Raw genomic sequence first — 22,086 nt, forward strand, 5'->3', positions numbered from 1 at the left:
GAGCGTCCCGCCCCCATCGTCCCCGGCCTCATGCGTAATCCTCCAGCGGCCGCACTTCGGCCCGACGCAGCACCGTGTAGAGGAACGGCACGAACAGCAGCGTCGCGGGCGTCCCCAGCGCGATGCCGCCCATCACGGCGCGTGCCACGGCGGCGTTCTGTTCCGCGCCCTCGCCGTGGCCGAGCGCCATCGGGATGAGCCCGAGGAACATCGCGCCGGCCGTCATCAGCACCGGCCTCAGCCGGGTCTCCCCGGCCAGGATCGCCGCCTCCAGGGCACTGCATCCGGTGGCCTCGCGGTGTTCCTTGGCGAAGGTGACGAGCAGGATCGAGTTCGCGGACGCGATGCCCACCGACATGATCGCCCCGAACAGTGACGGAATCGAGAAGGTGGTGCCTGTGATGAACAGGCTTGCGACGATACCGCAGAAGGCCAGCGGCAGGGCGGCCAGCACCACGAAGGGATCGCCCCAGCTCTGGAAGTTGACCGCCATCAGGAGATAGACCGCCACCAGCGCGATCGAGAGCCCGATTCCCATACGGAAGAAGGCCGATTGCATGTTCTCGATCTGGCCGCGCACGGTAATCTTGTCGGGCGCCGGCAGGGTCTTCTGCTCCTCCTCCACGATCTGGCGGATCTCGCGCGCCACCGAGCCGAGGTCCGAATCCTGGACGGCGGCGTAGATGTTGAAGGTCGGCTGCGTGTTGACGTGGTTGATGACCGTTTGCGAGCCCTCGCGGCGCATCGTCGAGACGCTGGACAGGAGGGTGAGCACGCCAGGCGCGTCGCCGTTGGCGGCGACCTGGAGGGGCGTGTTCTGCAGGGCGGTGAGGGAATCGTTGCGGTACTCGGGGGTCTGGACCCAGAGCTGATAGGGGATGCCGGTCTTGGGGTCGGTCCAGAAGTTCGGCGTCACCTGGAAGGAGCCCGACAGGGAGACGTTGAGGGCCTGGCCGACCTGCTGCTGGGTGAGGCCGATCTCGGCGGCGAGCTGCCGGTCGACATCCACGAAGAACTGCGGCGTGCCGACGATTTGGTGCAGGCGCACGTCCACCGCGCCGCGGGTCTCCTTGAGGCGCCGGACGATGGCCTGGGCCGCCGCGAGATCCTTCTCGGTGTTGCGGCCGGAGACCTGGATGTCGATCTGCGCGATGGTCCCGAAGTTGAGGATCTGCGTGATGATGTCGGAGGGCTGGAAGTAGGCCACCACGTCGGGGAAACGCTCCCGCAGGACCTCGCGCAGGCGCTTGGTGTACTCCGCCACCGGGCCGTGGCCCTTCTTGAGGTTGATCAGCATCTGGCCGTCGTTGTAGGCGACGAAGGAGCCGTCCGAGAAAGCGAAGTTGTAGTTGTTGGCCGGCAGGCCGAGGTTGATCAGGATCTGGTCGACCTCGCCTTCGGGGACGACCTCGCGCACCGTCGCCTCGACCGCCGCGAAGACCTGTTCGGCCGCCTCGATGCGCATGCCCGGGCGGGTGCGCAGGTGCAGCGTCATCTGGCTCGATTCGACCTGCGGGAAGTAGTCCTGGCCCACCACCGTGAAGAGGCCGGCGGTGCCGGCGAACAGGGCCGCGACCACCGCCAGCGTCGCGATCCGCCGGGCGAGCACGACGTGCAGCAGCCCGATGTAGCCGCGATGGAAGCGGGCGAACCAGGCCTCGAACCCTTGGCGGAAGCGACCGGCCAGGCGCAGGAGCGGGCCGAACACGACGCCGAGCGCCCTGGCGATTCGGCCCTGGCGCGGCAGGTCGCCCGCCTGCCCGTAGCGCTCGGCGAATTCGCGCGCCACCAGCACGTCGATGAGCACCGGCACGAGGGTCCGCGACAGCACGTAGGAGGTCAGCATCGCGAAGACGACTGCCAGCGCCTGGGGCGTGAACAGGTACTTGGGCGTATCGGCGAGCGCGAAGACCGAGACGAAGGCGACGCAGATCGACAGCGTCGAGATCAGCGCGGGCTTGGCGATGCCGGCCGCGCCCTCCACCACCGACTTGCGGAAGGGTTCGCCCTCCTCGAACATCCGGTGGGTGTTCTCGATGGCCACCGTGGCGTCGTCGACGAGGATGCCGACGGCGAGCGCGAGCCCGCCCAGGGTCATGACGTTGATGGTCTCGCCCAGCGACGCCAGGATGGCGAGGGAGGTCAGGATCGAGAGCGGGATCGAGACCAGGACGACCAGGGTCGAGCGCCAGGAGCCGAGGAACAGGAGGATCGTCAGGCCGGTGAGGCTGGCCGCGATCACCGCCTCGTGGATCACGCCCTCGATCGCCGCCGAGACGAAGACCGACTGGTCGAACAATTCGCGCAGGGACATGCCCTCGGGGGCGGCCGCGCGGATGTCGGGCAGGGCCTTCTTGACGTTGTTGACGACATCCAGCGTCGAGGCGGTGCCGTTCTTGAAGACCCGCATCAGCACCGATTGGGCGCCGTCGGCCCGCACGACGTTGACCTGCGGCGGCCCGCCGTCGCGCACGAAGGCGACATCGCGCACCAGCACCGGCTGGCCCGACACCACCTTGATCGGGATGAGGTTGAGGGCGTCGATGGTATCGGGCGAGGCGTTGAGCTGGATCGGGTACTGCTGCTCGCCGATCTTGGCGAGGCCGGAGGGAATCGTGAGGTTCTGCGCGGTGATCGCGTTGGTGACGTCGACCGCGGTGAGACCGAGCGCCTGGAGCGCCTGAAGGTCGAGGTCGACCATCACCTGGCGCGGGGCGCCGCCGAAGGGCGAGGGCAGGGTCGAGCCCGGCACCTGGGTCAGGCGCTGGCGGATGCGGAACTGCGCGTAGTCGTTGACCTTGTTCAGACTGTCCTTGTCCGAGGTCAGCGACAGCTGGATCACCGGCACGGTGGAGGCCGAGAACCGCAGGACGATGGGTGGCTGCACCCCGGGCGGCATCGTCGAGCGGATGGAGTTCATCGCCGAGACGACCTGCGCGATGGCCAGATCGATGCTCACCGCCTGATCGAAGTACACCTTCTGGATCGCCGTACCCTGAAGGGTGGTCGATTCCATCCGGGCGATGTTGTTGACGTTGTTGGAGAGCGAAAACTCGGCGTAGGTGGTGATCCGCCGTTCCATCTCCGATGTGGAGAGGCCGTTGTAGGTCCACACCACCACCACCACCGGAATGTCGACGGTGGGTAGAACGTCCTTGGGCGCGACCACGACCGCCGCGGCCCCGCCGAGCATCATCAGCACGGCCAGGACGTAGATCGTGATGCGGAACTTCAGGGCGTACTGGACGAGGCCCATGGTATCCTCAGGGATCGCACGAGGGTCGGTGTTCGCATGGGAGCCCCGCCGATACAGCCCTGACGCGAGGTCGCAGGGGATGGACTATCACGTCATGGTTGTTCTTGCGCAAGCGAAATACCTGCACGTGAATAACCTATGGATACAAAATAAAAAATGATCCGAGATCGATAATACGGCGTGGTGTGCTCTGGCTGCCGTCGTCGTTTCAACGCACTTCGGTATATCGGTGGCGCAGGCGTGAGCACGATGTGCTGTGCAGTCCGCGTTCAACCCCAGTGCCGCGATGCGATCGTATTTCTCACGTCTTGTCCTCGCGATAGGGATTGCCTTGTCGTCGCTCGACGTTTCTCTCGCCCTGGCCGGCCCGAACCGGAAGCCGGAAGCGGGACAGGGGACATCGTCGGCCCAGAAGGGTGACGACGCCGCCGGCGGTGAGAAGGACGTCGACACCGAGCACCTCTTCGGCTTCACGGAGGGTGCCGACGCGGGCGAGAAGGGCCAGCAGGAGGTCGTCGTCGACACCGTCGGCCGCATCGGCAAGCGGCGCTCCGATGCTGGCCCGTCGACGTACCGCGCCTTCAATACCCGCCTTGGATACCAGTTCGACCCCATCGATCGGCTGAGCATCGAGGTCAGCGCCTTCGGCGACGTGCGGCGGGTGCGCAATATCCTGGACCTCGACGACAAGTCCGCCGGTAGCTTCGACGGCGTCGGGATCGACGTGAAGTATCAGCTCCTCAAAGGCTCGGCCGACCAGCCCGTTGGGGTCGCCCTCGAAGTGAGGCCGCGCTTCGCCCGGGTCCTGCCGATCGAGGGCCGGGGCGCGGACATCTTCGATATCGAGACCCTGCTCGCCCTCGACGTGCAGATCGTGCCCAAGAAACTCTGGTACGGGACCAATGTCAGTTTCGAGCCGGCGGTGGGACGGGAGCGCGGCACGAAGGACGGGTACCGTTCGTCGACCTTCCTGTGGTCCAATGCCCTGGTCGGGGAGGTCGCCCCCGACACGTTCCTCGGACCGGAGGTCCGGTACCTGCGCGGCTACGAGGGTGCCTTCCTCAACCGCCTGGAGAGCGAGGCCGTCACCGTCGGCCCGGCCCTCCACCATCGCTTCACCGAGAAGGTCTGGGTGACGCTGGCCTACGCGGCGCAGGTGTGGGGCCGCGACACCGACCCCGGCCTGAAGGGACGCGCATCGGGCCTGAACCAGTTCGAACGGCACAACCTGCGCATCAAGTTCGGAATGGAGTTCTGAAGGCCGTCGCCTCGTCAGCAGCAGCGGAAGCCGTTCGTGTTGCCGACCCCGAAGCGGGCGTTCTCCCGGTTGCGGAAGAACTCCTTCTGCGTCATCGGCGCCATGTCGGGGTGGGTGCGCCTGATGTGGGCGGCATAGGATTCGTAGTCGCCCTGGCCGACCATCAGGCGGGCGCCGTCGCAGACGCATTTCGAGAACGTCTTGAGCCGCTCCCGCAATTCGGACGAGGACAGTGCCATGGCCTCACTCCGCCGCTGCCGGGGCGGGCCCGGTCTCGAGGGCGGTCCAGCGGTCGGCGCGGTAGGCCTTGACGCAGGCCATGATGCCGAAGCTCACGATGGCGATGACGAGGCCGACGAACATCACCGCCAGCACCGCGTCGATCCGGTCGTTGAAGATGATCTGGTTCATCTGGTCGACGGTCTTGGCCGGCGCCAGCAGCTTGCCCTCCTGGAGGGCGGCGCTGAAGCGGTCGGCATGGGCCAGGAAGCCGATGCGCGGATCGGCCGAGAAGATCTTCTGCCAGCCTGCGGTCAGGGTGCAGAGGCACAGCCAGGCCGTAGGCACGATGGTGATGATCGCGTAGCGGTGACGCTTCATCTTGAAGATCACCACGGTGGCGAGGGTGAGCGCCACGGCGGCCAGCATCTGGTTCGAAATGCCGAACAGCGGCCACAGGGTGTTGATGCCGCCGAGCGGATCGGTGACGCCCTGGTAGAGGAAGTAGCCCCAGGCCGCGACGCAGAGCGCGGTGGCCAGGATGCTCGGGACCCAGGCGGTGGTGTCCTTGAAGCGCGGCGAGGCGAGGCCGAGGAGATCCTGCAGCATGAAGCGCCCGGCCCGGGTGCCGGCGTCCACCGCGGTGAGGATGAACAGGGCCTCGAACAGGATCGCGAAATGGTACCAGAAGGCCATCATCGCCTTGCCGCCGATGGCCGAGGAGATGATGTGGGCCATGCCCACCGCGAGAGTCGGGGCGCCGCCGGCCCGCGAGACGATGGAGGTCTCGCCGACGTCCTTGGCGGTCTGGGTGATCGTCTCTGGCGTGATCGGGAAGCCGAGGGCGGTCACCGCGGCGGCCGCGCTCTCGGAGGTGGTGCCGACCAGGGCGGTGGGAGCGTTCATCGTGAAGTACACGCCCGGGTCGATCACCGAGGCCGAGACCAGGGCCATCACCGCGACGAAGCTCTCCATGAGCATGCCGCCGTAGCCGATGAAGCGCACGTCGCGCTCGTTCTCGATGAGCTTCGGGGTGGTGCCCGACGAGATCAGGGCGTGGAAGCCGGAGACCGCGCCGCAGGCGATGGTGATGAACAGGAACGGGAACAGCTGGCCGGACCAGACCGGGCCGGTGCCGTCCACGAACTTCGTCACCGCCGGCATCTGGAGCTGGGGCGCCACCCAGGCGATGCCGAGGGCGAGACCGACGATGGTGCCGATCTTGAGGAAGGTGGAGAGGTAGTCGCGCGGCGCCAGCAGCAGCCACACGGGGAGGATCGAGGCGAAGAAGCCGTAGCCGATCAACATCCAGCACAGCTGCGGGCCGGTGAACGTGAAGGCCGGGCCCCAGGTCGGATGCTCGGCGACGCTGCCGCCGTAGACGATGGCGAGCATGAGCAGCACGAAGCCGATGATCGAGACCTCGCCGACCTTGCCCGGCCGGATGAAGCGCGAATAGACGCCCATCAGGAGCGCGATCGGGATCGTCGCCATGACGGTGAAGGTGCCCCAGGGGCTGCCGGCCAGCGCCTTGACGACGATGAGGGCCAGCACGGCGAGCAGGATCACCATGATCAGGAAGGTGCCGAACAGGGCGATGATCCCCGGAACCAGACCGAGCTCGGCCCGGATCAACTCTCCGAGCGAGCGCCCGTCGCGGCGCATCGAGACGAACAGGATCATCGCGTCCTGCACCGCGCCGGCAAACACGACGCCGGCCAGGATCCAGAGGAGGCCGGGCAGGTAGCCCATCTGCGCGGCGAGCACCGGACCGACCAGGGGACCCGCTCCGGCAATGGCCGCGAAATGGTGACCGAACAGGACGTTGCGGTTGGTCGGGACGTAATCGAGCCCGTCGTTGAGGCGATAGGCCGGCGTCTGGCGCCGGGGGTCGAGCCGCATCACGTGCTCGGCGATGTAGAGCGAGTAGTAGCGGTAGGCGATCAGGTAGACGCAGACCGCCGCCACCACGATCCACAGGGCGTTGATCGTCTCGCCGCGGGTGGTCGCCACCACGGCCAGCGCGGCCGCGCCCAGCGCGCCGACGAGGGCCCACGGCCCGTGTTTCCCGATCGCACCCATCGACGTCCCGCTCCGGCGACCCGTCTCGCCGGCGGGCCGTGAAACGGCGTTGTCGCCCACATTCGTAGGGAAGGCCAGACGTCCCGGACACAGGTCGCGACAGCCGGTCCGCCGTTGTCAGTCCGAGACGATCACCCGGTTCGGCAGTTCGTCGACGTCGCCTAGCGCCGCCGGCAGATCGGTGGCGAGAATGACGCCGACCCGTTCCACGGCGGCCGTGAGGCCCGCTCCGAGGTCGCCGCGGCCGGCGGCCGAGGACAGCTCCGCCACCACGACGTCCCACGTTCCCGGCGGTACGGCGATGCCGGTATCGGCGACGATCTCGGCATGCCGCTCGGCCAGGGAGACGTAGAGGAGGACGCCGGTCCGGGCCCGTGTCGCAGCCAGCCCACGGGTCCGGAACTCCCGCATCGCCGCGTCGCGTACCCGTCCCCGACGGATGGCGCGCGGCATGATCCACAGGCGTACCCGTTCGTCGAGGGTGGCGAGCAGGATCGCCAGGGCGACGCCGACCTGGACCAGGGCGATCGAGGACGCACTGAGGGCGGTGAAGGCGATCAGCGGCCACGGCACGCAGAGGGCACCGAGCAGGGCGAGCGTCGGAGCCAACGAGCGATAGAGGCCGGCGCGGGTGCAGACCATCACGACGATCTCGCCGCTGGTGGCGGCCTCGGCCCGTGCGATCGCCTCGGCGATGCAACGCCGGTCGGTCTCCGAGAGGGGGGCTCGAAGGGGGGTATGCCGGCTACCAGTCACCCGAAGCCCCTCCACCGCCGGACGACCCGCCGCCGCCCGAGAATCCCCCACCCGAGAATCCGCCGCCTCCGGAGAAGCCGCCGCTCCAGCCGCCCGAGGACGGCGTCGGGAAGATCATGATCCCGCCGGGGCCGCGCCCTCGCGGTCCGCCGGGGCGGTTGTTCATGCGCCAGACCACGAAGACGATCCCGAGGATCAGAACGATCCAGAACACGACATCGCCGGCACCCACCGTGTCATCGCGGACCTGCGGAGCGCGGCGCTGCCACTGCTCGGCGTCGCCGCTCAGGATCGAGAGCATGGCGTCGACGCCCGCCTCGATGCCGCCGGCAAAATCGCCCTGCTTGAACTTGGGTGTGATCGCGGTGGCGATGATGACCTTGGAGAGCGCGTCCGTCAGCGCCCCCTCGAGGCCGTAGCCGACCTCGATGCGGACCTTGCGGTCGTTGGGCGCCACGATGAGGAGGGCGCCGTTGTCGGTCTTGGCCTGTCCGATCTTCCAGTGTCGGAACAAGCGGTTGGCGTAATCCTCCACGGTGAGCCCGTCGAGGCCGGCCACCGTGGCGACCACGACCTGATCGGAGGTCTTGTCCTCGTAGGCCTTGAGCTTGGCCTCGATGCCGGCCTTGGCCTCCGGTGCGAGGATGCCGGCGGCGTCCACGACCCGGCCGGAGAGGGCGGGGAAATTGGGCCCGGGGGCCTGCGCGGAACCGGGGGCCTGCGCGGAACCGAGGGAGCCGACGAACAGGACGCCGATCAGCGCCAGGACCGGCGCGAGCCCGACCCGGATCCCCTGCCGCGTGAAGCCGCGCATCGGCGCGCTAGAACTTCACGGACGGCGGCTTGTCGGCGTTCGGGGTCGCCGCGAAAGTCTCCATGGGCTTGGACTCCGGGTAGAACCAGGAAGCGATCCAGCGTCCGGGAATGGTGCGGATCTCGGTGTTGTAGGCCTGGACCGCGCCGATGTAGTCGCGTCGCGCGACCGCGATGCGGTTCTCGGTGCCCTCCAGCTGCGACTGCAGCGCGAGGAAGTTCTGGTTCGACTTGATGTCGGGATAGCGCTCCACGGTCACGAGCAGGCGGCCCAGGGCGCCCGAAAGCTGGTTCTGCGCATCCTGGAATTCCTTGAACTTGGCGGGGTCGCTGATCGTGGAGGCATCCACCTTGACGCTCGAGGCCTTGGCCCGCGCCTCGGTGACGCCGACGAGGACGTCCTTTTCCTGCTGCGCGTAGCCCTTCACGGTCTCGACGAGGTTCGGGATCAGGTCGGCACGGCGCTGGTACTGGTTCTGGACCTCGCTCCAGGAGGATTTCGCGCTCTCCTCCAGGGTCGGAACCCGGTTGATCGCTCCGCAGCCCGAGAGGCCCGTCGCCAGCGTGAATAGGGCCAGAGCGGCGCAGACCCGCGCCAGCGGCGAACGCCCGCTCGTCGAACGGAACGGGCGGGAAAGACCGAGCGCGCCTGGACGCATGGATGACACTCCTACGAGGCGCTGCGGCGCCGCCGTCATCACAGATGGGGCTGCGGCGGCCCGCCGCAACCGTTCGATCCCGGAAACCTCGACCGGTTGACAATCGCAGGCCGTTCGGTGCGCTGTGCCGGCCATGGATGAGACGCCTCCATCTCCGAAGGCCGAGAAGCCGCGGGTCGCCATCGTCTACTGTACGCAGTGCCAATGGCTGTTGCGGGCGGCCTGGATGGCGCAGGAACTCCTGTCGACCTTTCGCGACGAAATCGGCGAGGTCGCCCTGGTCCCGGCATCGGGCGGCGCCTTCGTCATCACCTGCGCCGGCGAGCCGATCTGGGACCGGACGACAGACGGCGGCTTTCCCGACGTCAAGACGCTCAAGCAGAGGGTGCGCGACCGCCTCGCACCGGGGCGAGACCTCGGCCATGTCGACAGGGCCGCTCGGGCTCCCGGAACTCAAGGGGAAGCGCCGGGAGACCGACCATGACCTCGGGTGCCGATCCCTCGGCCACCCCGCCCTTCGTGCCGCCCCGGCGGCGCTGGACGCGGGCGGCGTTGGGCGAAACCGCCGAGCGGGTCCGCCGGCGGGGATTCTCGACGCAGGTCTACCTCATCCTGCTGGTGATCGCCCTGATCGGGCCGGGCCTGCTGTTCACCGCGATCCTGCTGGTGCGATACGCCGCCACCGAACGGGCGCGTTTCGAGCAGGATGCTCGGGAGAACGTGCGCAGCATCGCCCTCTCGGTCGACCGCGACACCGCCGGCCTCGTCTCGGTCCTGCAGACGTTGGCGACCTCGCAGCGCCTGCGAGACGGCAACTTCGACAGCTTCGACGCGCAGGCGCGGCTCGTGCGCGACGCCGTCGGCCTCGAGATCCTACTGCGCCGGCCCGATGGGCAGCAGGTCGTCAACACCGCCGTGCGCCGCGGCGCGCCGATGCCGTCGAGCGCCCTGCCGTTCGACCGGGAGGTCGCCGCCGGCAGCCAACGCGCCGTTGTCTCGGGCGTGATCCCGGGGCCGATGCCCGGCGAGGCGACCTATGCCGTGGCGGTGCCCGTGCACAACGAGGGCGAGATCGGGTTCATTCTCAGTTTCGCCGTGCCCGCCGGGCGTCTTCAATCCATCATCGCCCGCGAAGCCGTCGAGGGCTGGATGACCGGCATCTCGGACCGCGAAGGCATCGTCCTCGCGCGCATTCCGGATCCGGAATCCATCGTCGGGCGCGCCCGCCTGTCCACGCTGCGCCAGAACCAGACCGAGACCCCCGGGGTGTGGGAGGGCAAGGATCGGCGCATGAAGCCCGTCACCGTCGTCGAGGCGCGCTCGCGCCTCACCGGCTGGAATGTCAGCACCGTGATCCCCCAGGCCCTGGTGGAGGCGCGCCTGCGCAACTGGATCTGGGCCTTCGGGGGGTTCGGCCTCCTCGTGCTGGCGACCTCCTCGATCCTGGCCGTCCACCTGTGGTCGCGGGTGGCGCGCCCGTTGAGGCGGCTCGCCGCCACCGGGCCGGCGCTGGCCCGCGGCGAGGCGATCCCGCGCATCACGTCCCCGATCCAGGAGATCCGCCGCCTCGGCGACGTGCTGGCGGATGCCTCGCTGCGCCTGCGCACCCGCGAAGACGAACGCGACCGCGCCCTCGCCGAGACCCAGCGGGGCCTCAGCGCACTGAAGGAGAGCGAAGCCCGCTTCCGTCACATGGCGGATTCGGCCCCGGCCCTGATCTGGATGACCGACGAGCGGGCCGAGATCAATTTCGCCAACATGCATTTCGACCACCTGTTCGGGCAGCCCGCCTCCGCCCTGAGCGAGGAGGGCTGGAACCGGATCGTCCATCCCGACGACCAGCCCGGCTTCGCGGCACTGTTCTCGGAGGCCTTCGCGAGCCGGCAACCGTTCCGGGCCGAAGTCCGGGTGCTCGACCGCGACGGCATCGTGCGCTGGCTGCGCTGCGAGGGCGTGCCGCGCCTCGACGATACCGGCGCCTTCCTCGGCTACACCGGCTGCAACGTCGACATCACCGACGCCAAGAGGGCCGAGGAGCACCTCCTCCTCCTGATCCACGAATTGAACCACCGGGTGAAGAACACCCTGGCGACGGTGCAGTCGATCGCCACGCAGTCCCTGCGCCGCCTCGACGGCCCGGAGGCCTCGGCCGCCCGAGAGGCTTTCGAGGCGCGCCTCTTGGCGTTGGCGCGGGTCCACGACGTCCTGACCCGCGAGAACTGGGACGGGGCCGAACTGCGCGCCGTCGTGGCGGACGCGATCGCGCCGCTGCATGCCGGCGACGGACAGAGGGCCCGCTTCGTCGTCGACGGCCCCACCCTGCGCCTGCCGCCGCGGCTGGCCCTCTCCATCGCCATGGCCCTGCACGAACTCGGGACCAACGCCGTCAAATACGGGGCGCTCTCCAACGAGCAGGGCACGGTGTCGATCACCTGGACCGTCGACCGCCATCCCGAGACCCGCCTGAACCTGCGCTGGGCGGAGAGCGGCGGTCCGCCCGTCGCGCCGCCGACCCGCACCGGCTTCGGCTCGCGCCTGATCGAACGCAGCCTCGCGCGCGAACTGGCGGGCGATGTGCAACTCACCTTCGCGCAGGGCGGGGTCGTCTGCTCGATCGTCGTGCCGATCCCGCCGCCCACCGCCATGGACCGGCGCATGCGCGGCCTGCCGCTTCCCACGGAGACGCCGCTGCCGCTCTCGGCTTGACCGACGGTCGTACCGATCGGGCAGTCCCGCCGCCTCGGGGCGCGAACGATTTCGCGCGAGACGCGCGGTTCGGCGGGAACGGAGAGAAAGCTTGACCGTTCACGGTGCGATGCCTGCCCGACGCAGGGATCGCGACGAGACCTGCGACCCACCAAACGCCGAACAGCGTGAAACGTCGGCGCGCCGACGCGAACTTGCACGGGCCGGGCTGGACCCGACCACCCGCTAGACGATCCCTTCTTCGATCCGGGCTCAAGGAATGCCGATGCCGATCAAGTTTGTTCTCGCTGCCGCCCTCGCGCTCGCCCTCACCGGGGGCGCCGAGGCGCAGGGGCTGGTTCGTGGCGCCGAACAGGGCGCTGCCGCGGGCCGGGCCACCGGCGGCCCCATCGGGGAGATCGTCGGCGGCGCCATCGGCGCCGCGGCCGGTACCGTCAACGGCATCCTCGGCATCGACGATCGGCCCCGCTTCCGCACCTATGTGCAGGGCGAGCGCCGGAGGTCGTACGTCTACGATGGCGACGTCAGGGTCGGCACCGTCCTGCCGTCCGATGGCGTGAGCTATTACGACGTCCCCGACGACTACGGTGCGCGCGGCTATCGCTACACCATCGTCAACGACCGCACCGTCCTCGTGGAGCGCGGCTCCGGCCGCATCGTCGACGTCATCGACTGACGCCGACCGGCTCCCGCGGTCTCAACCGGGGCCGCGGGCGCTCACAGGGGAGGGCGATGTGCCACCGGGCCGGAGCCTTTCCAGTCCGTCGCAGCCGGCACGATCGCGAGGCGTCCATCAGCCGCGGCGCAGCGCCTCGAGCACCTTCGCCCCGGGGCGGCCGGTGGCGGGCATGCCCAGACTGCGCTCGACCTCCTTGATGGCGTCCCGTGTCTTGGAGCCGACCTTGCCGTCCGGCTCGCCGACATCGTAACCGCGCTTGGTCAGGCGGACCTGGAGGTCGCGGCGCTCGGCGCGCGACAGCGGCGGATCGTCGGTGGGCCATTCGGCCTGGATGCCGCCGCGTCCGCGCAGGCGATCGGACAGCACCGCGATGGCGAGGCCGTAGGATTCGGCGGCGTTGTAGGAATAGAGCGCGTCGAAGTTCTTCGTCACCAGGAACGCCGGACCGTCGACGCCCGCGGGCAGCAGGATTCCGGCCGGGCCCTCGCCGGCGAGCGGCTTGCCGTCGATGCGGGTGACCCCGAGGGAGGCCCAATGGCCGATCGGCTTCTTGTTCTTGCGCCCGGCCGCCCCGGCGCTGAAGCCCCGCGGCACGCGGACCTCGTAGCCCCAGGGCTGGCCGTTGTTCCACTTGGCCACGCGCAGGAAGTTCGCCGTCGAGGCGACGGCGTCGGGCACCGAATCGACGAGGTCGCGTCGCCCGTCGCCGTCACCGTCGACGGCGAGGCGCTGGAAGGTGGTGGGCATGAACTGGGTTTGGCCGAAGGCGCCGGCCCAGGACCCGGTGAGGCGCGAGGGATCGATGTCGCCGCGCTCGATGATCTTCAAGGTGGCCATCAGCTCGCCCTTGAAGAAGTCGCGCCGGCGGTGGTTGGCGCAGATCAGGGTGGCGAAGGATTGCACCAGCGGCATCTTGCCGAGGTTCTTGCCGAAGTTGGATTCGACGCCCCACACCGCCGCGATGGTGAAGCGGTCGACGCCGTAGCGGGCCTCGGCATTGGCCAGCGCCTGGGCGTGCTGGCGCATCGCCGCTTTGCCGTCGTCGACCCGCTCCTCGTCCACCAGCGCCGCCATGTAGTCCCAGATCGGCGTCTTGAACTCCGGCTGGGCCTGGGCGAGCTCGAGGACCTTCGGATCGTGCGCGATGCCGGCGGTCGCAGCGCGAAACGTCTGGGCCGAGATGCCCTGCGCGGCGGCCTGCGATTGGAGGCCGGCGAGGCAATCCTGGAAATCGGCACGGGCCGCCGGCGCGGTGCCGGCGCCCGCGAGACAGAGGAGGGCGGTCAGTGTCGCGCGCGGCGTCATGGGGCTGTCTCCGGAGCGGATGCGGGTCTGCCCACCGTTAAGGCGTGCCCATGGTAAACGAACCGTGAGCACGACCGATCTCACGCCCAGCCGCGGGCGGCGATCGTTTCCTCGTAGGCATCGATGGCCGGGGCCCGCTTGAGCGTCAGCCCGATCTCGTCGAGGCCGTTGAGGAGGCTCTCCTTGCGGCCCGGGTCGATGTCGAAACGCAGGGTTCCGCCGTCCGGTCCCTTAATGGTCTGAGCCTCCAGATCCACAGACAGGGTGGCGTTGGCGCCGCGCTCGGCATCCTCGAACAGCTTTTCCAGGTCTTCGGGCGAGACCACGATCGCCAAGATGCCGTTCTTGGCGCAGTTGTTGAAGAAGATGTCGGCAAAGCTCGTGGAGATCACGCAGCGGATACCGAAGTCGGTCAACGCCCACGGCGCGTGCTCGCGGGACGAGCCGCAGCCGAAATTGTCGCCGACGACTAGGATCTTGGCGTTCCGGTAGGCCGGCTGGTTGAGGACGAAGTCGGGATTCTCGGAGCCGTCGTCGCGATAGCGCATCTCGGAAAACAGGCCCTTGCCGAGCCCGGTGCGCTTGATCGTCTTGAGATACTGCTTGGGGATGATCCGGTCGGTATCGACGTTGATGATCCGCATGGGTGCCGCGACACCCTCCAGCGTGGTAAACTTGTCCATCGGTCGCTCGCGCCATCGGAGGAGCCGTCCGGGCTCCCGGGTGCGGCGGGTTCTAAGCGGGTTCCGTAAAAGAGCCCAGGGGTTTTGCGATCCGACCCCGTGGCGGCGCTTTTCTCGAAGCGCGGGAGACGGAACCGGGCGGCAAGCGCAGGCCCCGTCTCGCCGTCGTCGTCGCCAAGCCCTATGGTCGGTGCCGCGCAGCCAAACGCAGGGGGATGCGATGACCGACAGCAGCAGCCAGTTCAAGAAGGCGCCCAAGCGCAAGAAGGAGAAGACGCGGGTCGTGTCCGTGTCGCCCGAGATGCGCCAGGCCTATGCCGACCTCATCAAGGAGCGGGAGGCCCGCGAGGATTACGCCAAACACCTGCCGGCCTCCGACCGCGGCCGGTGAGCCGAGGGCGTCCGAGAGCGGGCGCCACAAAAACGGCCGAATGACACCGGACTTGACGAGGGCGGCAACGACGGCGCCGCGACCATTCCGTCGTCCTTGCCGTGAGGAAGCCCCGCCCCGGTCACCCTGCCGTTCCGTCCTCGTCCGAGGATCCGAGTGGAGACCGAGAGAGGGATCGTCGCGTCCCGCGGGAGCGTCAGGAAAGCCAAGCGATGAGTCTGGACGAGGTCAAGCAGGACGAGCGGGTCCGCCAAGTCGTCGACATCGAGAGCGAGCGGAGGCCCGACCTGCAGCGTGACGCGCAGGTGGTGACCCCGATCGTCGATCGTCGGCTGCCGGCGCTGCTGCGCAGGGCACGCGACCGCCTCGACTGGTCGCGGATCCCGCGCCTGCCGGAGCCGTCGACCAAACCGGTCAACATCGGACGCTCGCTGCTCAAGCAGTTCGGGCTGTTCGTGCTCCTGCCCACCGCCATCATCGCGCTCTATCTCTTCGCGATCGCGTCCGACCAGTACGTCGCCGAGGCGCGCTTCGCCATTCGTGGCAACGTCGAGCCGATGGGTGACGTCGCGCTGGGCGAGTTCACGACCCTGATCAAGAAGCACAACAGCCAGGACAGCTTCATCGTCAAGGACTTCATCGGCAGCCAGAATTTGGTGGAACAGCTGGAGAAGTCGCTCTCTCTCTCGCAGCTGTATTCGCGGCCCGAGGCGGATTTCTGGGCCCGCTACTGGGGGTATTCGGCGATCGAGTACCTGACCCGTTACTGGAACCGGCAGGTCGCGGCGCACATCGACGTGATCTCGGGCGTCATCACCCTGACGGTGCGCGCCTTCACGCCCCAGGACGCGCTCACCATCTCGAAGGCGGTGCTCACTCGCTCCGAACAGCTGATCAACGACATCTCCCAGCGTGCCCAGGCCGACATGCTCAAGCAGGCCGAGATCGAGACCGGCAAGGTCCAGGCGCGGCTGCGCAAGGCCTACATCGGCCTCCAGGAGTTCCGGAATCGCTGGGGGATCATCGATCCGGTCAAGTCCGCCGAAGCGACGGCGACCACCCTGCTGTCCCTGCGCCGCGACAAGCTGAAGGCGGAATCTGACATTCAGGTCCTGCGCGGATCGAACCTCGACGAGAAGTCGCGGAGCATCCAGACCCTGGCCGCGACCATCACCGCCATCGACCAGCAGATCCGCCAGCTGCAGGAACAGCTCACCACCGACGGCCTCACCGCCGGCGCATCCACCAACATGACCCAGGCCCTCCTGGAATACGAAGGGCTCATGGTCGAGCGCACCATCGCGGAAAAACTCAACGAATCGGCCAACTTCATCCTCGACAAGGCGCGGGTCGAGGCGAGCAAGCAGCACGTCTTCCTGGCGACCTTCGTGGAGCCGTCGCTGCCCGACGCCTCGCTCTATCCCCGCCGGCCCTACACGGTGATCGTCGCGTTCTTCTGCTTCCTGGTGGTGTGGTCGTCGTGCGCCCTCATCATCGGCGGCCTCAAGGACCAGCGCCTCTAGGGGTTTGGTCGAAGCCGAGACTCATGTGTCACCGCGGCATCGGAGCAGCCACCGCTCCGATCGCGACGCGAGGGGAGCCCACCGCCGGCCATGTCCGATTTCGCCGATCTCGTCGCCCGTGCGGTCAACCCGTCGATGACGCGCGAGGAGCGCGACGACGTCTACCGCGTCGTCAAGCAAGCGCTCCTGCGCCTCCAGGAGCGGGAGGGGCTCGACCCGGCCGATCCGCGGACCGCGCTGCAACAGCACCTCGTCGAGGAAACCATCCGCGACGTGGAGGCCGACATCGGCAAGATTCTCTCGATGCAGAAGCTGGAGCGCGCCTTCGCGGCACAGAACGCGAGCAACGACGCGGGGCTCTGAGCCGCGACCTGCGGGTCGCCTCTTTCCCTGACGGCGTGGCGCGACCCCGGGGCGGGGTCGGCGTCGCGTTTGCCGCAGACGGTCTCCAACCCGTGGGCGGAGTACGTGCCCTCAGCCGTAGGCTGCCATGCGCACTCCGCCCGGCTCGGCGACGGGAAGGCCGGCGTCGCCGTATTCGTTGAGCTTGTTGCGCAGGGTGCGGATCGAGATCCCAAGGATCTTGGCCGCATGGGTGCGGTTGCCCAGGCAATGGTCGAGGGTATCGAGGATGAGCTCGCATTCGACCTGCGCCACCGTGCGCCCGACGAGGCCGCGGGTGGCGGCCTCCGCCACCTGGGCGGCGCGTTCCACCGGACCGATCGGGGCCGCGGCGAGGGATTCCCCCTCCGGCGTGAGAATGGCGTCGGGTCCGATCTCGGACCCGCTGGCGAGCAGGACCGCCCGGTGCAGGGTGTTCTCGAGTTCGCGCACGTTGCCCCGCCACGGGTTCTCCCGGACGAGTCCTTGCGCCTCGCGGCTCAGGGGCCGCACCGGCAGGCCGTTCACCTCCGCGTACTTGCGGGCGAAATGGCCCGCGAGTTCGAGGATGTCGGCCGGACGCTCGCGCAGCGGCGGCAGGCGCAGGTGCACGACGTTGAGCCGGTAGAACAGGTCCTCGCGAAAGGTGCCCTTCCTGACCTCGTCGAGGAGGTTGCGGTTCGAGGTGGCGAGCACCCGGATGTCGACCTTGACCGGGGCCGAGCCGCCGACGCGGTCGATCACCCGCTCCTGCAGGGCGCGCAGCAGCTTGGATTGCAGCCGCACGTCCATCTCCGAGATCTCGTCGAGGAGGAGGGTGCCGCCGTGGGCCTCCTCGAAACGGCCGATCCGGCGGGCGACGGCGCCGGTGAAGGCGCCCTTCTCGTGGCCGAACAGCTCGGATTCGAGCAGCGCCTCGGGGATCGCGGCGCAGTTGACCGACACGAAGGGGCGCGCGCGCCGGTTCGAGGTCTGGTGGACGTGGCGGGCCAGCACCTCCTTGCCGGTGCCGCTCTCGCCGGTGATGAGCACCGAGGCCTCCGAGCGGGCGACCTGCTCGGCGAGGCGCACCACCTTCTCCATCGAGGCGTCGCGCCAGACGAAGGCGCGGCCGTCCTCGGAGACGGCCTGCAGCACCGCCGCGATCAGTTCGGGGTCGGGGGGGAGGGGGATGTACTCCTTGGCGCCGGCCTGGATCGCCGCCACCGCCGCCTTGGCGTCCGTGGCGACGCCGCAGGCGACGACCGGCGTGCGGATGCGCTCGTCGGCGAGTGCCGCCACGAGGTCGCGAATGCTCAAGGAGACGTCGATCATCACGAGGTCGGCGCCCTTGGCGCGCAGCACCGCCAACCCCTGCTCGATGCCGTCGGCTTGAGTCACCGCCGCGCCCCGGTTCATGGCGATCTTGGAGGCGGTGACGAGCTCGCCGTTGAGCCGTCCGATGATCAGAAGCCGCATGGCGGTCTATCCTTGGTCGAGGGCCTGGAGCGGCCGTCTGCGCGATGGTCGGAGCGTCGAGCGGTCAGTCGTCGCTCTTGATGATCTCGGTCATGGTGACGCCCAGGCGCTCCTCGACCAGCACGACCTCGCCGCGGGCGACGAGGCGGTTGTTCACGAAGATGTCGATGGCCTCGCCGACCTTGCGGTCGAGTTCGAGCACGGCGCCGGGCTGGAGCCGCAGGAGGTCGCCGATCGGCATCCGCGAGGACCCCAGCACCGCCGAGACCACCACGGGCACGTCGAAGACCTGCTCCAGGTCCGAAGCGCTCTTGGGCGTGGTGGGCGCGTCGCGGATCGACTCGGTGCCGAGACCGTCGAAGGAGGCGTCGCCGCCATTGAGCTGGGGCAGGCTGAAATCGTCGGCGGACATGGGGGCTCGCGGGTGTGTCAGACGGGAGGGGAGGGGCTGGGCTGGCCGAGGGATTCGAGGACGGCGGCTTCGATGCGGGCGCGATCGCGCACCACGCCGCCGTCGGCCCATTCCATGCGGGCGTCGCCGGGTGCCATGTGCGGCTCGCCGAGGACGACGAGCCGGCCCTCGAAGCCGCGCTCGCGCGCGAGGCGCTTCACCAGGGCCTCGGCCTCGTCGAGCAGGCTGTCGTGGACCCGCACCACGAGGTGGGGAACGCCGCGCAGGTGCTGGAGGGCGGCGCGGGCCGCATCGGCGATCGCCTCGAGCGGCTGGGAATCGAGGGCGTCGCCGGCGATCTTGCGCGCCAGCGCCATGGCGAAGGCGATCGCCTCGACCTCGCGCTCGGCGTCGCGGGCATCGGCTTGGCCGAGCAGCCCGGCGGCGGCGAGGCCGAGGCGGGTGAGGGCGTCGGCCATCCGCGCCTGCGCCTGCAGCTCGGCCTGGGCGCGCCCCTCCTGGACGCCGCGGGCATGGGCCTGCGCCACGGCCTGCGCCAGGGCGGCGGCCTCCTTCTCGGCGGCGGCGCCGCTGTCGGGCCGGCGGAAGTCGTTGTCGAACAGGAAGCGATGGGCGTTCAATAGACCAGCTCCTCTTCGCCGCTCGACTTGGCGATCATGATCTCGCCCTTCTCGGCCAGCTCCTTGGCGAGCTCGGTCATCTTGGCCTGCGCCTCGTCGACGTCCTTGAGGCGGATCGGACCGAGGGAGCCCATCTCGTCGGTGATGTTCTTGGCCGCGCGGGTGGACATGTTGCCGAGGAAGAAGCTGCGCACGCGCTCGTCGGCGCCCTTGAGGGCGCGGCAGAGGGTGTCGTTGTCGACCTTGCGCAGCAGCGTCTGGACGCTGCCCGGATCGAGCTTGAGCAGATCCTCGAAGGTGAACATGAGCTGGCGAATCTTCTTGGCCGCCCCCCGGTTCGCCTGGTCGAGGGCCGAGAGGAACCGTCCTTCGGTCTGGCGGTCGAAGGCGTTGAAGACGTCGGCCATGAGTTCGTGGGCGTCGCGCCGGGTGGTCTGGGCGATGGTGGAGACGAACTCCACCCGCAGCGTCTCCTCGATGTGGCGCAGCGCCTCCTTCTGTACCGTCTCCATGCGCAGCATGCGGTTGAGGACGTCGATGGCGAAGTCCTCCGGCAGGATGGTGAGCACCTTGGCGGCGTATTCCGCCCGGACCTTCGAGAGCACGACGGCCACGGTCTGGGGGTATTCGTTGCGCAGGAACGAGGCCAGGATCTCGGGATCGATCTGGGTGATGCTGCCCCAGACCCGCTTGGCGCTGGCGCCCTTGATCTCCGCCATGATCGAGGAGACCTGGTCCTGCGGGAAGATCTTGAGCAGGAGCGACTCGGTCCGCTCGAAGTTCGAGGTGATGCCGCCGCCCGAGGACAGCCGCGACACGAAGTCGACGATGAGCTTCTCCACCGTCTCGGCCTCGAGGGAGCCGAGCTGGACCATGGCGTGCGAGACCTTCTTGATCTCGTCCTCCTCCAGCATCTGCCAGATCGGCGCGCCTTCGGTGTCGCCGAGCAGCAGTAGGAGTGCCGCGGCGCGCTGGGCGCCGGGCATGTTGGCAAAGCCGTCGCCGCCGAGCTGGGCGAGTTCCTTGGCGACGTTCAAACCCGAGGCCATACCATCAACTCCAGGAACTCATGACGGACATCGTCGACAGAGTGGGCACCACCGCGTTCAATTCTCCTGAATCCAGTTGCGGATGACCTCGACGGTCTCGCCGGGGCTGGCACGCACCATGTCGACCACCCGCTGGACGGTCTCGGCCTGGACCTTGCCGTTGAGCTGGGCGAAATCGACGAGCTGCGCGGTCTTGTTCTCGCGCGAGACCATCGCTTCGCCCTCGGGGCCGGGAAGGCCGCCGGCGAGCACGAGGCGGGCCGGCAGGGGTTCCGGGGTCAGAACCCGGCGCACCAGCGGCCGCACCACGGCCAGGAGAACCACCAGGGTGAGCATGGCGAGCACGGCGAGCTCGACGATGCGCAGCACGTCTTCCTTCGTGGGGGAGAGGAACGACTGCACCAGGGAGGGCTCGATGAACTCGGGCGTGGCCGGCGTCTCGGCAAAGCGCAGGTTGACCACCTCGACCTGGTCGCCGCGGCCCTTGTCGAAGCCGATCGCCGACCGCACCAGGGCGGCGATGCGGTCCATCTCGGCTGCCGGCCGCGGCTGGTAGCTCGGCCTGCCGTCGGCACCGGGCACGTAGGCGCCGTCCACCACCACGGCCACCGAGAGGCGCTTGATGCGGCCGCCTTCCAGGAGCTCGGTCTTGGTGACGCGCGAGATCTCGTAGTTGGTAGTCTCCTCGTTCTTGTTGGAGGCGTCCCTGGGCCCCGGCACCGCGCCGGGCTTCTCGGCCCCGGGCAGCTCGTTGCCCACCGTGGTGGCACCCTCGGCGGCGCTGGTCTGCGAGGTCTCGCTGCGGGTCTGGGTGGAGCGCACCACCCGGCTCTCGGGATCGAAGGTCTCCGAGCGGCTCTCGATGCGCTGGGTATCGAGCTGGGCGTTCACCTGGATGCGGGCGCGGCCCTGGCCGACGATGCCCGCCACGATCTCCTCGATCTGCGAGCGCAGGCGGCGCTCGATCCCGGTCTGCTTCTCCTCCATGCCGGCACCGGTCTCGGCCTCGGCGCCACGGGCGCCGTCGGCCAGCAGGCGTCCGCGCTCGTCGACGATGGAGATGCGCTCGGGCTTGAGCCCCTCCACGGCGGAAGCCGCCAGGTGCCGGATCGCCCGCACCTGAGAGGCGTCGAGGTCACCCATCAGCTTCAGGATGATCGACGCGCTCGGGGCTTCCCGGTCGCGCTCGAACAGGCGCCGCTCGGGCATGACGAGGTGGACGCGGGCGGCCTGGACCCGGCCGATGGCGCGGATCGAGCGCGACAGCTCCCCTTCGAGCGCGCGCAGGTGGTTCACGTTCTGGACGAAGTTGGTGGACGAGAAGGCATCGCCCTTGTCGAAGATCTCGTAGCCGACGCCGGTGGCGCTCGGCAGGCCTTTGCCGGCGAGATCCATGCGCAGGCGCGGCAGGTCGGCGCGCGGGGCCATGATCGTCTGCCCGGCATCGCCCTTGGTCTCGTAGCGGATGCCGCGCGTGTCGAGGTCGCGAATGACGGCGCTGGAATCCTGCATCGAGAGGTCGGCGAACAGGACGCCCATGTCGGGCTTGGAGACCCGCAGGATCACGAAGGCGAAGAACCCGACCAGCGTCAGGGTGACGGCCGCCATGGCGGCGAGGCGCGCCGGCCCCAGCTTGGTCACCAGTTCGAGGACCGATTTCACGACGCGACCAACCCACCCGTCCGAGCCTGGCGGCTCACCCGCCCGGCTCGGCAAAATTTGCCCAGGCCGTGGTTAGCGTGTGGTTAACGAATGGGCGGATCGCGGCCGGGCGGCCGCGAAATCGGCCGATACGGTTGCCCGGCGGTTCGGCCGAACCCGAAAAGAGCGGACCTG

Annotated in this window: 20 protein-coding genes; 7 read left to right on the top strand and 13 right to left on the bottom strand. The window is 68.9% G+C overall.

The annotated features are described in order from the left end of the window. Window positions 1-28: 28 nt before the first annotated feature. The gene (locus tag ASF39_RS14325) at window positions 29-3,256 is read right to left on the bottom strand and encodes an efflux RND transporter permease subunit (RefSeq protein WP_055883781.1); all 3,228 of its coding nucleotides are present in this window, start codon (window positions 3,254-3,256) and stop codon (window positions 29-31) included. Window positions 3,257-3,587: 331 nt separating this feature from the next. Here ASF39_RS14325 and ASF39_RS14330 point away from each other — a divergent pair, with 331 nt between their 5' ends. Next, complete coding sequence (locus ASF39_RS14330) at window positions 3,588-4,514, top strand: hypothetical protein (protein WP_244472412.1); 927 nt, start codon at window positions 3,588-3,590, stop codon at window positions 4,512-4,514. A gap of 14 nt (window positions 4,515-4,528) precedes the next feature. Here ASF39_RS14330 and ASF39_RS14335 read toward each other — a convergent pair whose 3' ends face one another. The 5 genes from ASF39_RS14335 to ASF39_RS14355 all read right to left on the bottom strand — a co-directional run bounded on the left by ASF39_RS14335 (window position 4,529) and on the right by ASF39_RS14355 (window position 9,043). Further along, window positions 4,529-4,753 carry a YbdD/YjiX family protein gene (locus tag ASF39_RS14335; RefSeq protein ID WP_056284970.1) on the bottom strand — a complete coding sequence of 75 codons (225 nt, stop codon included), beginning with the start codon at window positions 4,751-4,753 and terminating at the stop codon, window positions 4,529-4,531. 4 nt (window positions 4,754-4,757) lie between these two features. Beyond that, window positions 4,758-6,815, bottom strand: coding sequence for a carbon starvation CstA family protein (locus ASF39_RS14340; RefSeq protein WP_056284972.1), 2,058 nt, complete (start codon window positions 6,813-6,815; stop codon window positions 4,758-4,760). 117 nt (window positions 6,816-6,932) lie between these two features. Further along, a complete protein-coding gene (locus ASF39_RS14345; RefSeq protein ID WP_348271521.1) occupies window positions 6,933-7,457 on the bottom strand; it encodes a TPM domain-containing protein in 525 nt (174 codons plus the stop codon). A gap of 103 nt (window positions 7,458-7,560) precedes the next feature. Then, window positions 7,561-8,385 (bottom strand): TPM domain-containing protein, encoded by an 825-nt coding sequence (locus ASF39_RS14350; protein ID WP_082494580.1) that lies wholly within the window; start codon window positions 8,383-8,385, stop codon window positions 7,561-7,563. Window positions 8,386-8,392: 7 nt separating this feature from the next. Next, window positions 8,393-9,043 (bottom strand): LemA family protein, encoded by a 651-nt coding sequence (locus ASF39_RS14355; RefSeq protein WP_056284975.1) that lies wholly within the window; start codon window positions 9,041-9,043, stop codon window positions 8,393-8,395. 133 nt (window positions 9,044-9,176) lie between these two features. On the opposite strand from ASF39_RS14355, the gene ASF39_RS14360 reads away from it, so the two are divergent. The 3 genes from ASF39_RS14360 to ASF39_RS14370 all read left to right on the top strand — a co-directional run bounded on the left by ASF39_RS14360 (window position 9,177) and on the right by ASF39_RS14370 (window position 12,425). After that, on the top strand, window positions 9,177-9,527 hold the full coding sequence (locus ASF39_RS14360) for a SelT/SelW/SelH family protein (RefSeq protein WP_056285205.1): 351 nt from the start codon (window positions 9,177-9,179) through the stop codon (window positions 9,525-9,527). Further along, window positions 9,524-11,749 (top strand): HWE histidine kinase domain-containing protein, encoded by a 2,226-nt coding sequence (locus ASF39_RS14365; protein ID WP_082494581.1) that lies wholly within the window; start codon window positions 9,524-9,526, stop codon window positions 11,747-11,749. Before ASF39_RS14360 ends, ASF39_RS14365 begins: the two co-directional genes overlap by 4 nt. A gap of 265 nt (window positions 11,750-12,014) precedes the next feature. Continuing rightward, entirely contained in the window at window positions 12,015-12,425 is a 411-nt protein-coding gene (locus ASF39_RS14370; protein ID WP_056285209.1) for a DUF1236 domain-containing protein, read from the top strand. Window positions 12,426-12,542: 117 nt separating this feature from the next. On the opposite strand, the gene ASF39_RS14375 is transcribed toward ASF39_RS14370, so the two are convergent. Both ASF39_RS14375 and leuD read right to left on the bottom strand, forming a co-directional pair. Then, a complete protein-coding gene (locus tag ASF39_RS14375; protein ID WP_056284976.1) occupies window positions 12,543-13,733 on the bottom strand; it encodes a lytic murein transglycosylase in 1,191 nt (396 codons plus the stop codon). An 80-nt stretch (window positions 13,734-13,813) separates the two neighbouring features. Continuing rightward, the gene (leuD, locus tag ASF39_RS14380) at window positions 13,814-14,416 is read right to left on the bottom strand and encodes a 3-isopropylmalate dehydratase small subunit (protein ID WP_055883764.1); all 603 of its coding nucleotides are present in this window, start codon (window positions 14,414-14,416) and stop codon (window positions 13,814-13,816) included. 220 nt (window positions 14,417-14,636) lie between these two features. Here leuD and ASF39_RS21755 point away from each other — a divergent pair, with 220 nt between their 5' ends. The 3 genes from ASF39_RS21755 (at window position 14,637) to ASF39_RS14390 (ending at window position 16,693) form a co-directional block, all read left to right on the top strand. Next, window positions 14,637-14,807, top strand: a complete 171-nt coding sequence (locus ASF39_RS21755; RefSeq protein WP_165700238.1) for a hypothetical protein — start codon at window positions 14,637-14,639, stop codon at window positions 14,805-14,807. 212 nt (window positions 14,808-15,019) lie between these two features. Next, the gene (locus ASF39_RS14385) at window positions 15,020-16,330 is read left to right on the top strand and encodes a hypothetical protein (RefSeq protein ID WP_055883760.1); all 1,311 of its coding nucleotides are present in this window, start codon (window positions 15,020-15,022) and stop codon (window positions 16,328-16,330) included. 90 nt (window positions 16,331-16,420) lie between these two features. Then, window positions 16,421-16,693 (top strand): hypothetical protein, encoded by a 273-nt coding sequence (locus tag ASF39_RS14390; protein ID WP_056284979.1) that lies wholly within the window; start codon window positions 16,421-16,423, stop codon window positions 16,691-16,693. A 111-nt stretch (window positions 16,694-16,804) separates the two neighbouring features. Here the strand turns inward: ASF39_RS14390 and ASF39_RS14395 are convergent, their stop codons facing one another. The 5 genes from ASF39_RS14395 to fliF form a co-directional block, all read right to left on the bottom strand. Further along, a complete protein-coding gene (locus ASF39_RS14395; RefSeq protein ID WP_056284982.1) occupies window positions 16,805-18,169 on the bottom strand; it encodes a sigma-54 dependent transcriptional regulator in 1,365 nt (454 codons plus the stop codon). Window positions 18,170-18,233: 64 nt separating this feature from the next. Then, entirely contained in the window at window positions 18,234-18,581 is a 348-nt protein-coding gene (gene fliN / locus ASF39_RS14400) for a flagellar motor switch protein FliN (protein WP_055883750.1), read from the bottom strand. A gap of 17 nt (window positions 18,582-18,598) precedes the next feature. Next, window positions 18,599-19,201 carry a FliH/SctL family protein gene (locus ASF39_RS14405; RefSeq protein WP_056284987.1) on the bottom strand — a complete coding sequence of 201 codons (603 nt, stop codon included), beginning with the start codon at window positions 19,199-19,201 and terminating at the stop codon, window positions 18,599-18,601. After that, a complete protein-coding gene (gene fliG / locus ASF39_RS14410) occupies window positions 19,198-20,250 on the bottom strand; it encodes a flagellar motor switch protein FliG (protein ID WP_055883739.1) in 1,053 nt (350 codons plus the stop codon). The genes ASF39_RS14405 and fliG overlap by 4 nt, the downstream gene beginning before the upstream one ends. A 57-nt stretch (window positions 20,251-20,307) precedes the next feature. After that, entirely contained in the window at window positions 20,308-21,912 is a 1,605-nt protein-coding gene (fliF, locus tag ASF39_RS14415; RefSeq protein ID WP_055883736.1) for a flagellar basal-body MS-ring/collar protein FliF, read from the bottom strand. Window positions 21,913-22,086: the final 174 nt, after the last annotated feature.

Source organism: Methylobacterium sp. Leaf108 (assembly GCF_001423265.1).
GTDB lineage: Bacteria > Pseudomonadota > Alphaproteobacteria > Rhizobiales > Beijerinckiaceae > Methylobacterium.

Bases quoted from the DNA above. Each gene is read 5' to 3' on its own strand.
- ASF39_RS14345 (WP_348271521.1), bottom strand. From the start codon at position 7,457: ATGGTCTGCACCCGCGCCGGCCTCTATCGCTCGTTGGCTCCGACGCTC.
- ASF39_RS21755 (WP_165700238.1), top strand. From the start codon at position 14,637: ATGACCGACAGCAGCAGCCAGTTCAAGAAGGCGCCCAAGCGCAAGAAG.
- ASF39_RS14370 (WP_056285209.1), top strand. From the start codon at position 12,015: ATGCCGATCAAGTTTGTTCTCGCTGCCGCCCTCGCGCTCGCCCTCACC.
- ASF39_RS14355 (WP_056284975.1), bottom strand. From the start codon at position 9,043: ATGCGTCCAGGCGCGCTCGGTCTTTCCCGCCCGTTCCGTTCGACGAGC.
- ASF39_RS14325 (WP_055883781.1), bottom strand. From the start codon at position 3,256: ATGGGCCTCGTCCAGTACGCCCTGAAGTTCCGCATCACGATCTACGTC.
- fliN (WP_055883750.1), bottom strand. From the start codon at position 18,581: ATGTCCGCCGACGATTTCAGCCTGCCCCAGCTCAATGGCGGCGACGCC.
- ASF39_RS14365 (WP_082494581.1), top strand. From the start codon at position 9,524: ATGACCTCGGGTGCCGATCCCTCGGCCACCCCGCCCTTCGTGCCGCCC.
- ASF39_RS14375 (WP_056284976.1), bottom strand. From the start codon at position 13,733: ATGACGCCGCGCGCGACACTGACCGCCCTCCTCTGTCTCGCGGGCGCC.
- ASF39_RS14395 (WP_056284982.1), bottom strand. From the start codon at position 18,169: ATGCGGCTTCTGATCATCGGACGGCTCAACGGCGAGCTCGTCACCGCC.
- leuD (WP_055883764.1), bottom strand. From the start codon at position 14,416: ATGGACAAGTTTACCACGCTGGAGGGTGTCGCGGCACCCATGCGGATC.
- ASF39_RS14385 (WP_055883760.1), top strand. From the start codon at position 15,020: ATGAGTCTGGACGAGGTCAAGCAGGACGAGCGGGTCCGCCAAGTCGTC.
- ASF39_RS14350 (WP_082494580.1), bottom strand. From the start codon at position 8,385: ATGCGCGGCTTCACGCGGCAGGGGATCCGGGTCGGGCTCGCGCCGGTC.
- ASF39_RS14360 (WP_056285205.1), top strand. From the start codon at position 9,177: ATGGATGAGACGCCTCCATCTCCGAAGGCCGAGAAGCCGCGGGTCGCC.
- ASF39_RS14340 (WP_056284972.1), bottom strand. From the start codon at position 6,815: ATGGGTGCGATCGGGAAACACGGGCCGTGGGCCCTCGTCGGCGCGCTG.
- ASF39_RS14390 (WP_056284979.1), top strand. From the start codon at position 16,421: ATGTCCGATTTCGCCGATCTCGTCGCCCGTGCGGTCAACCCGTCGATG.
- ASF39_RS14335 (WP_056284970.1), bottom strand. From the start codon at position 4,753: ATGGCACTGTCCTCGTCCGAATTGCGGGAGCGGCTCAAGACGTTCTCG.
- fliG (WP_055883739.1), bottom strand. From the start codon at position 20,250: ATGGCCTCGGGTTTGAACGTCGCCAAGGAACTCGCCCAGCTCGGCGGC.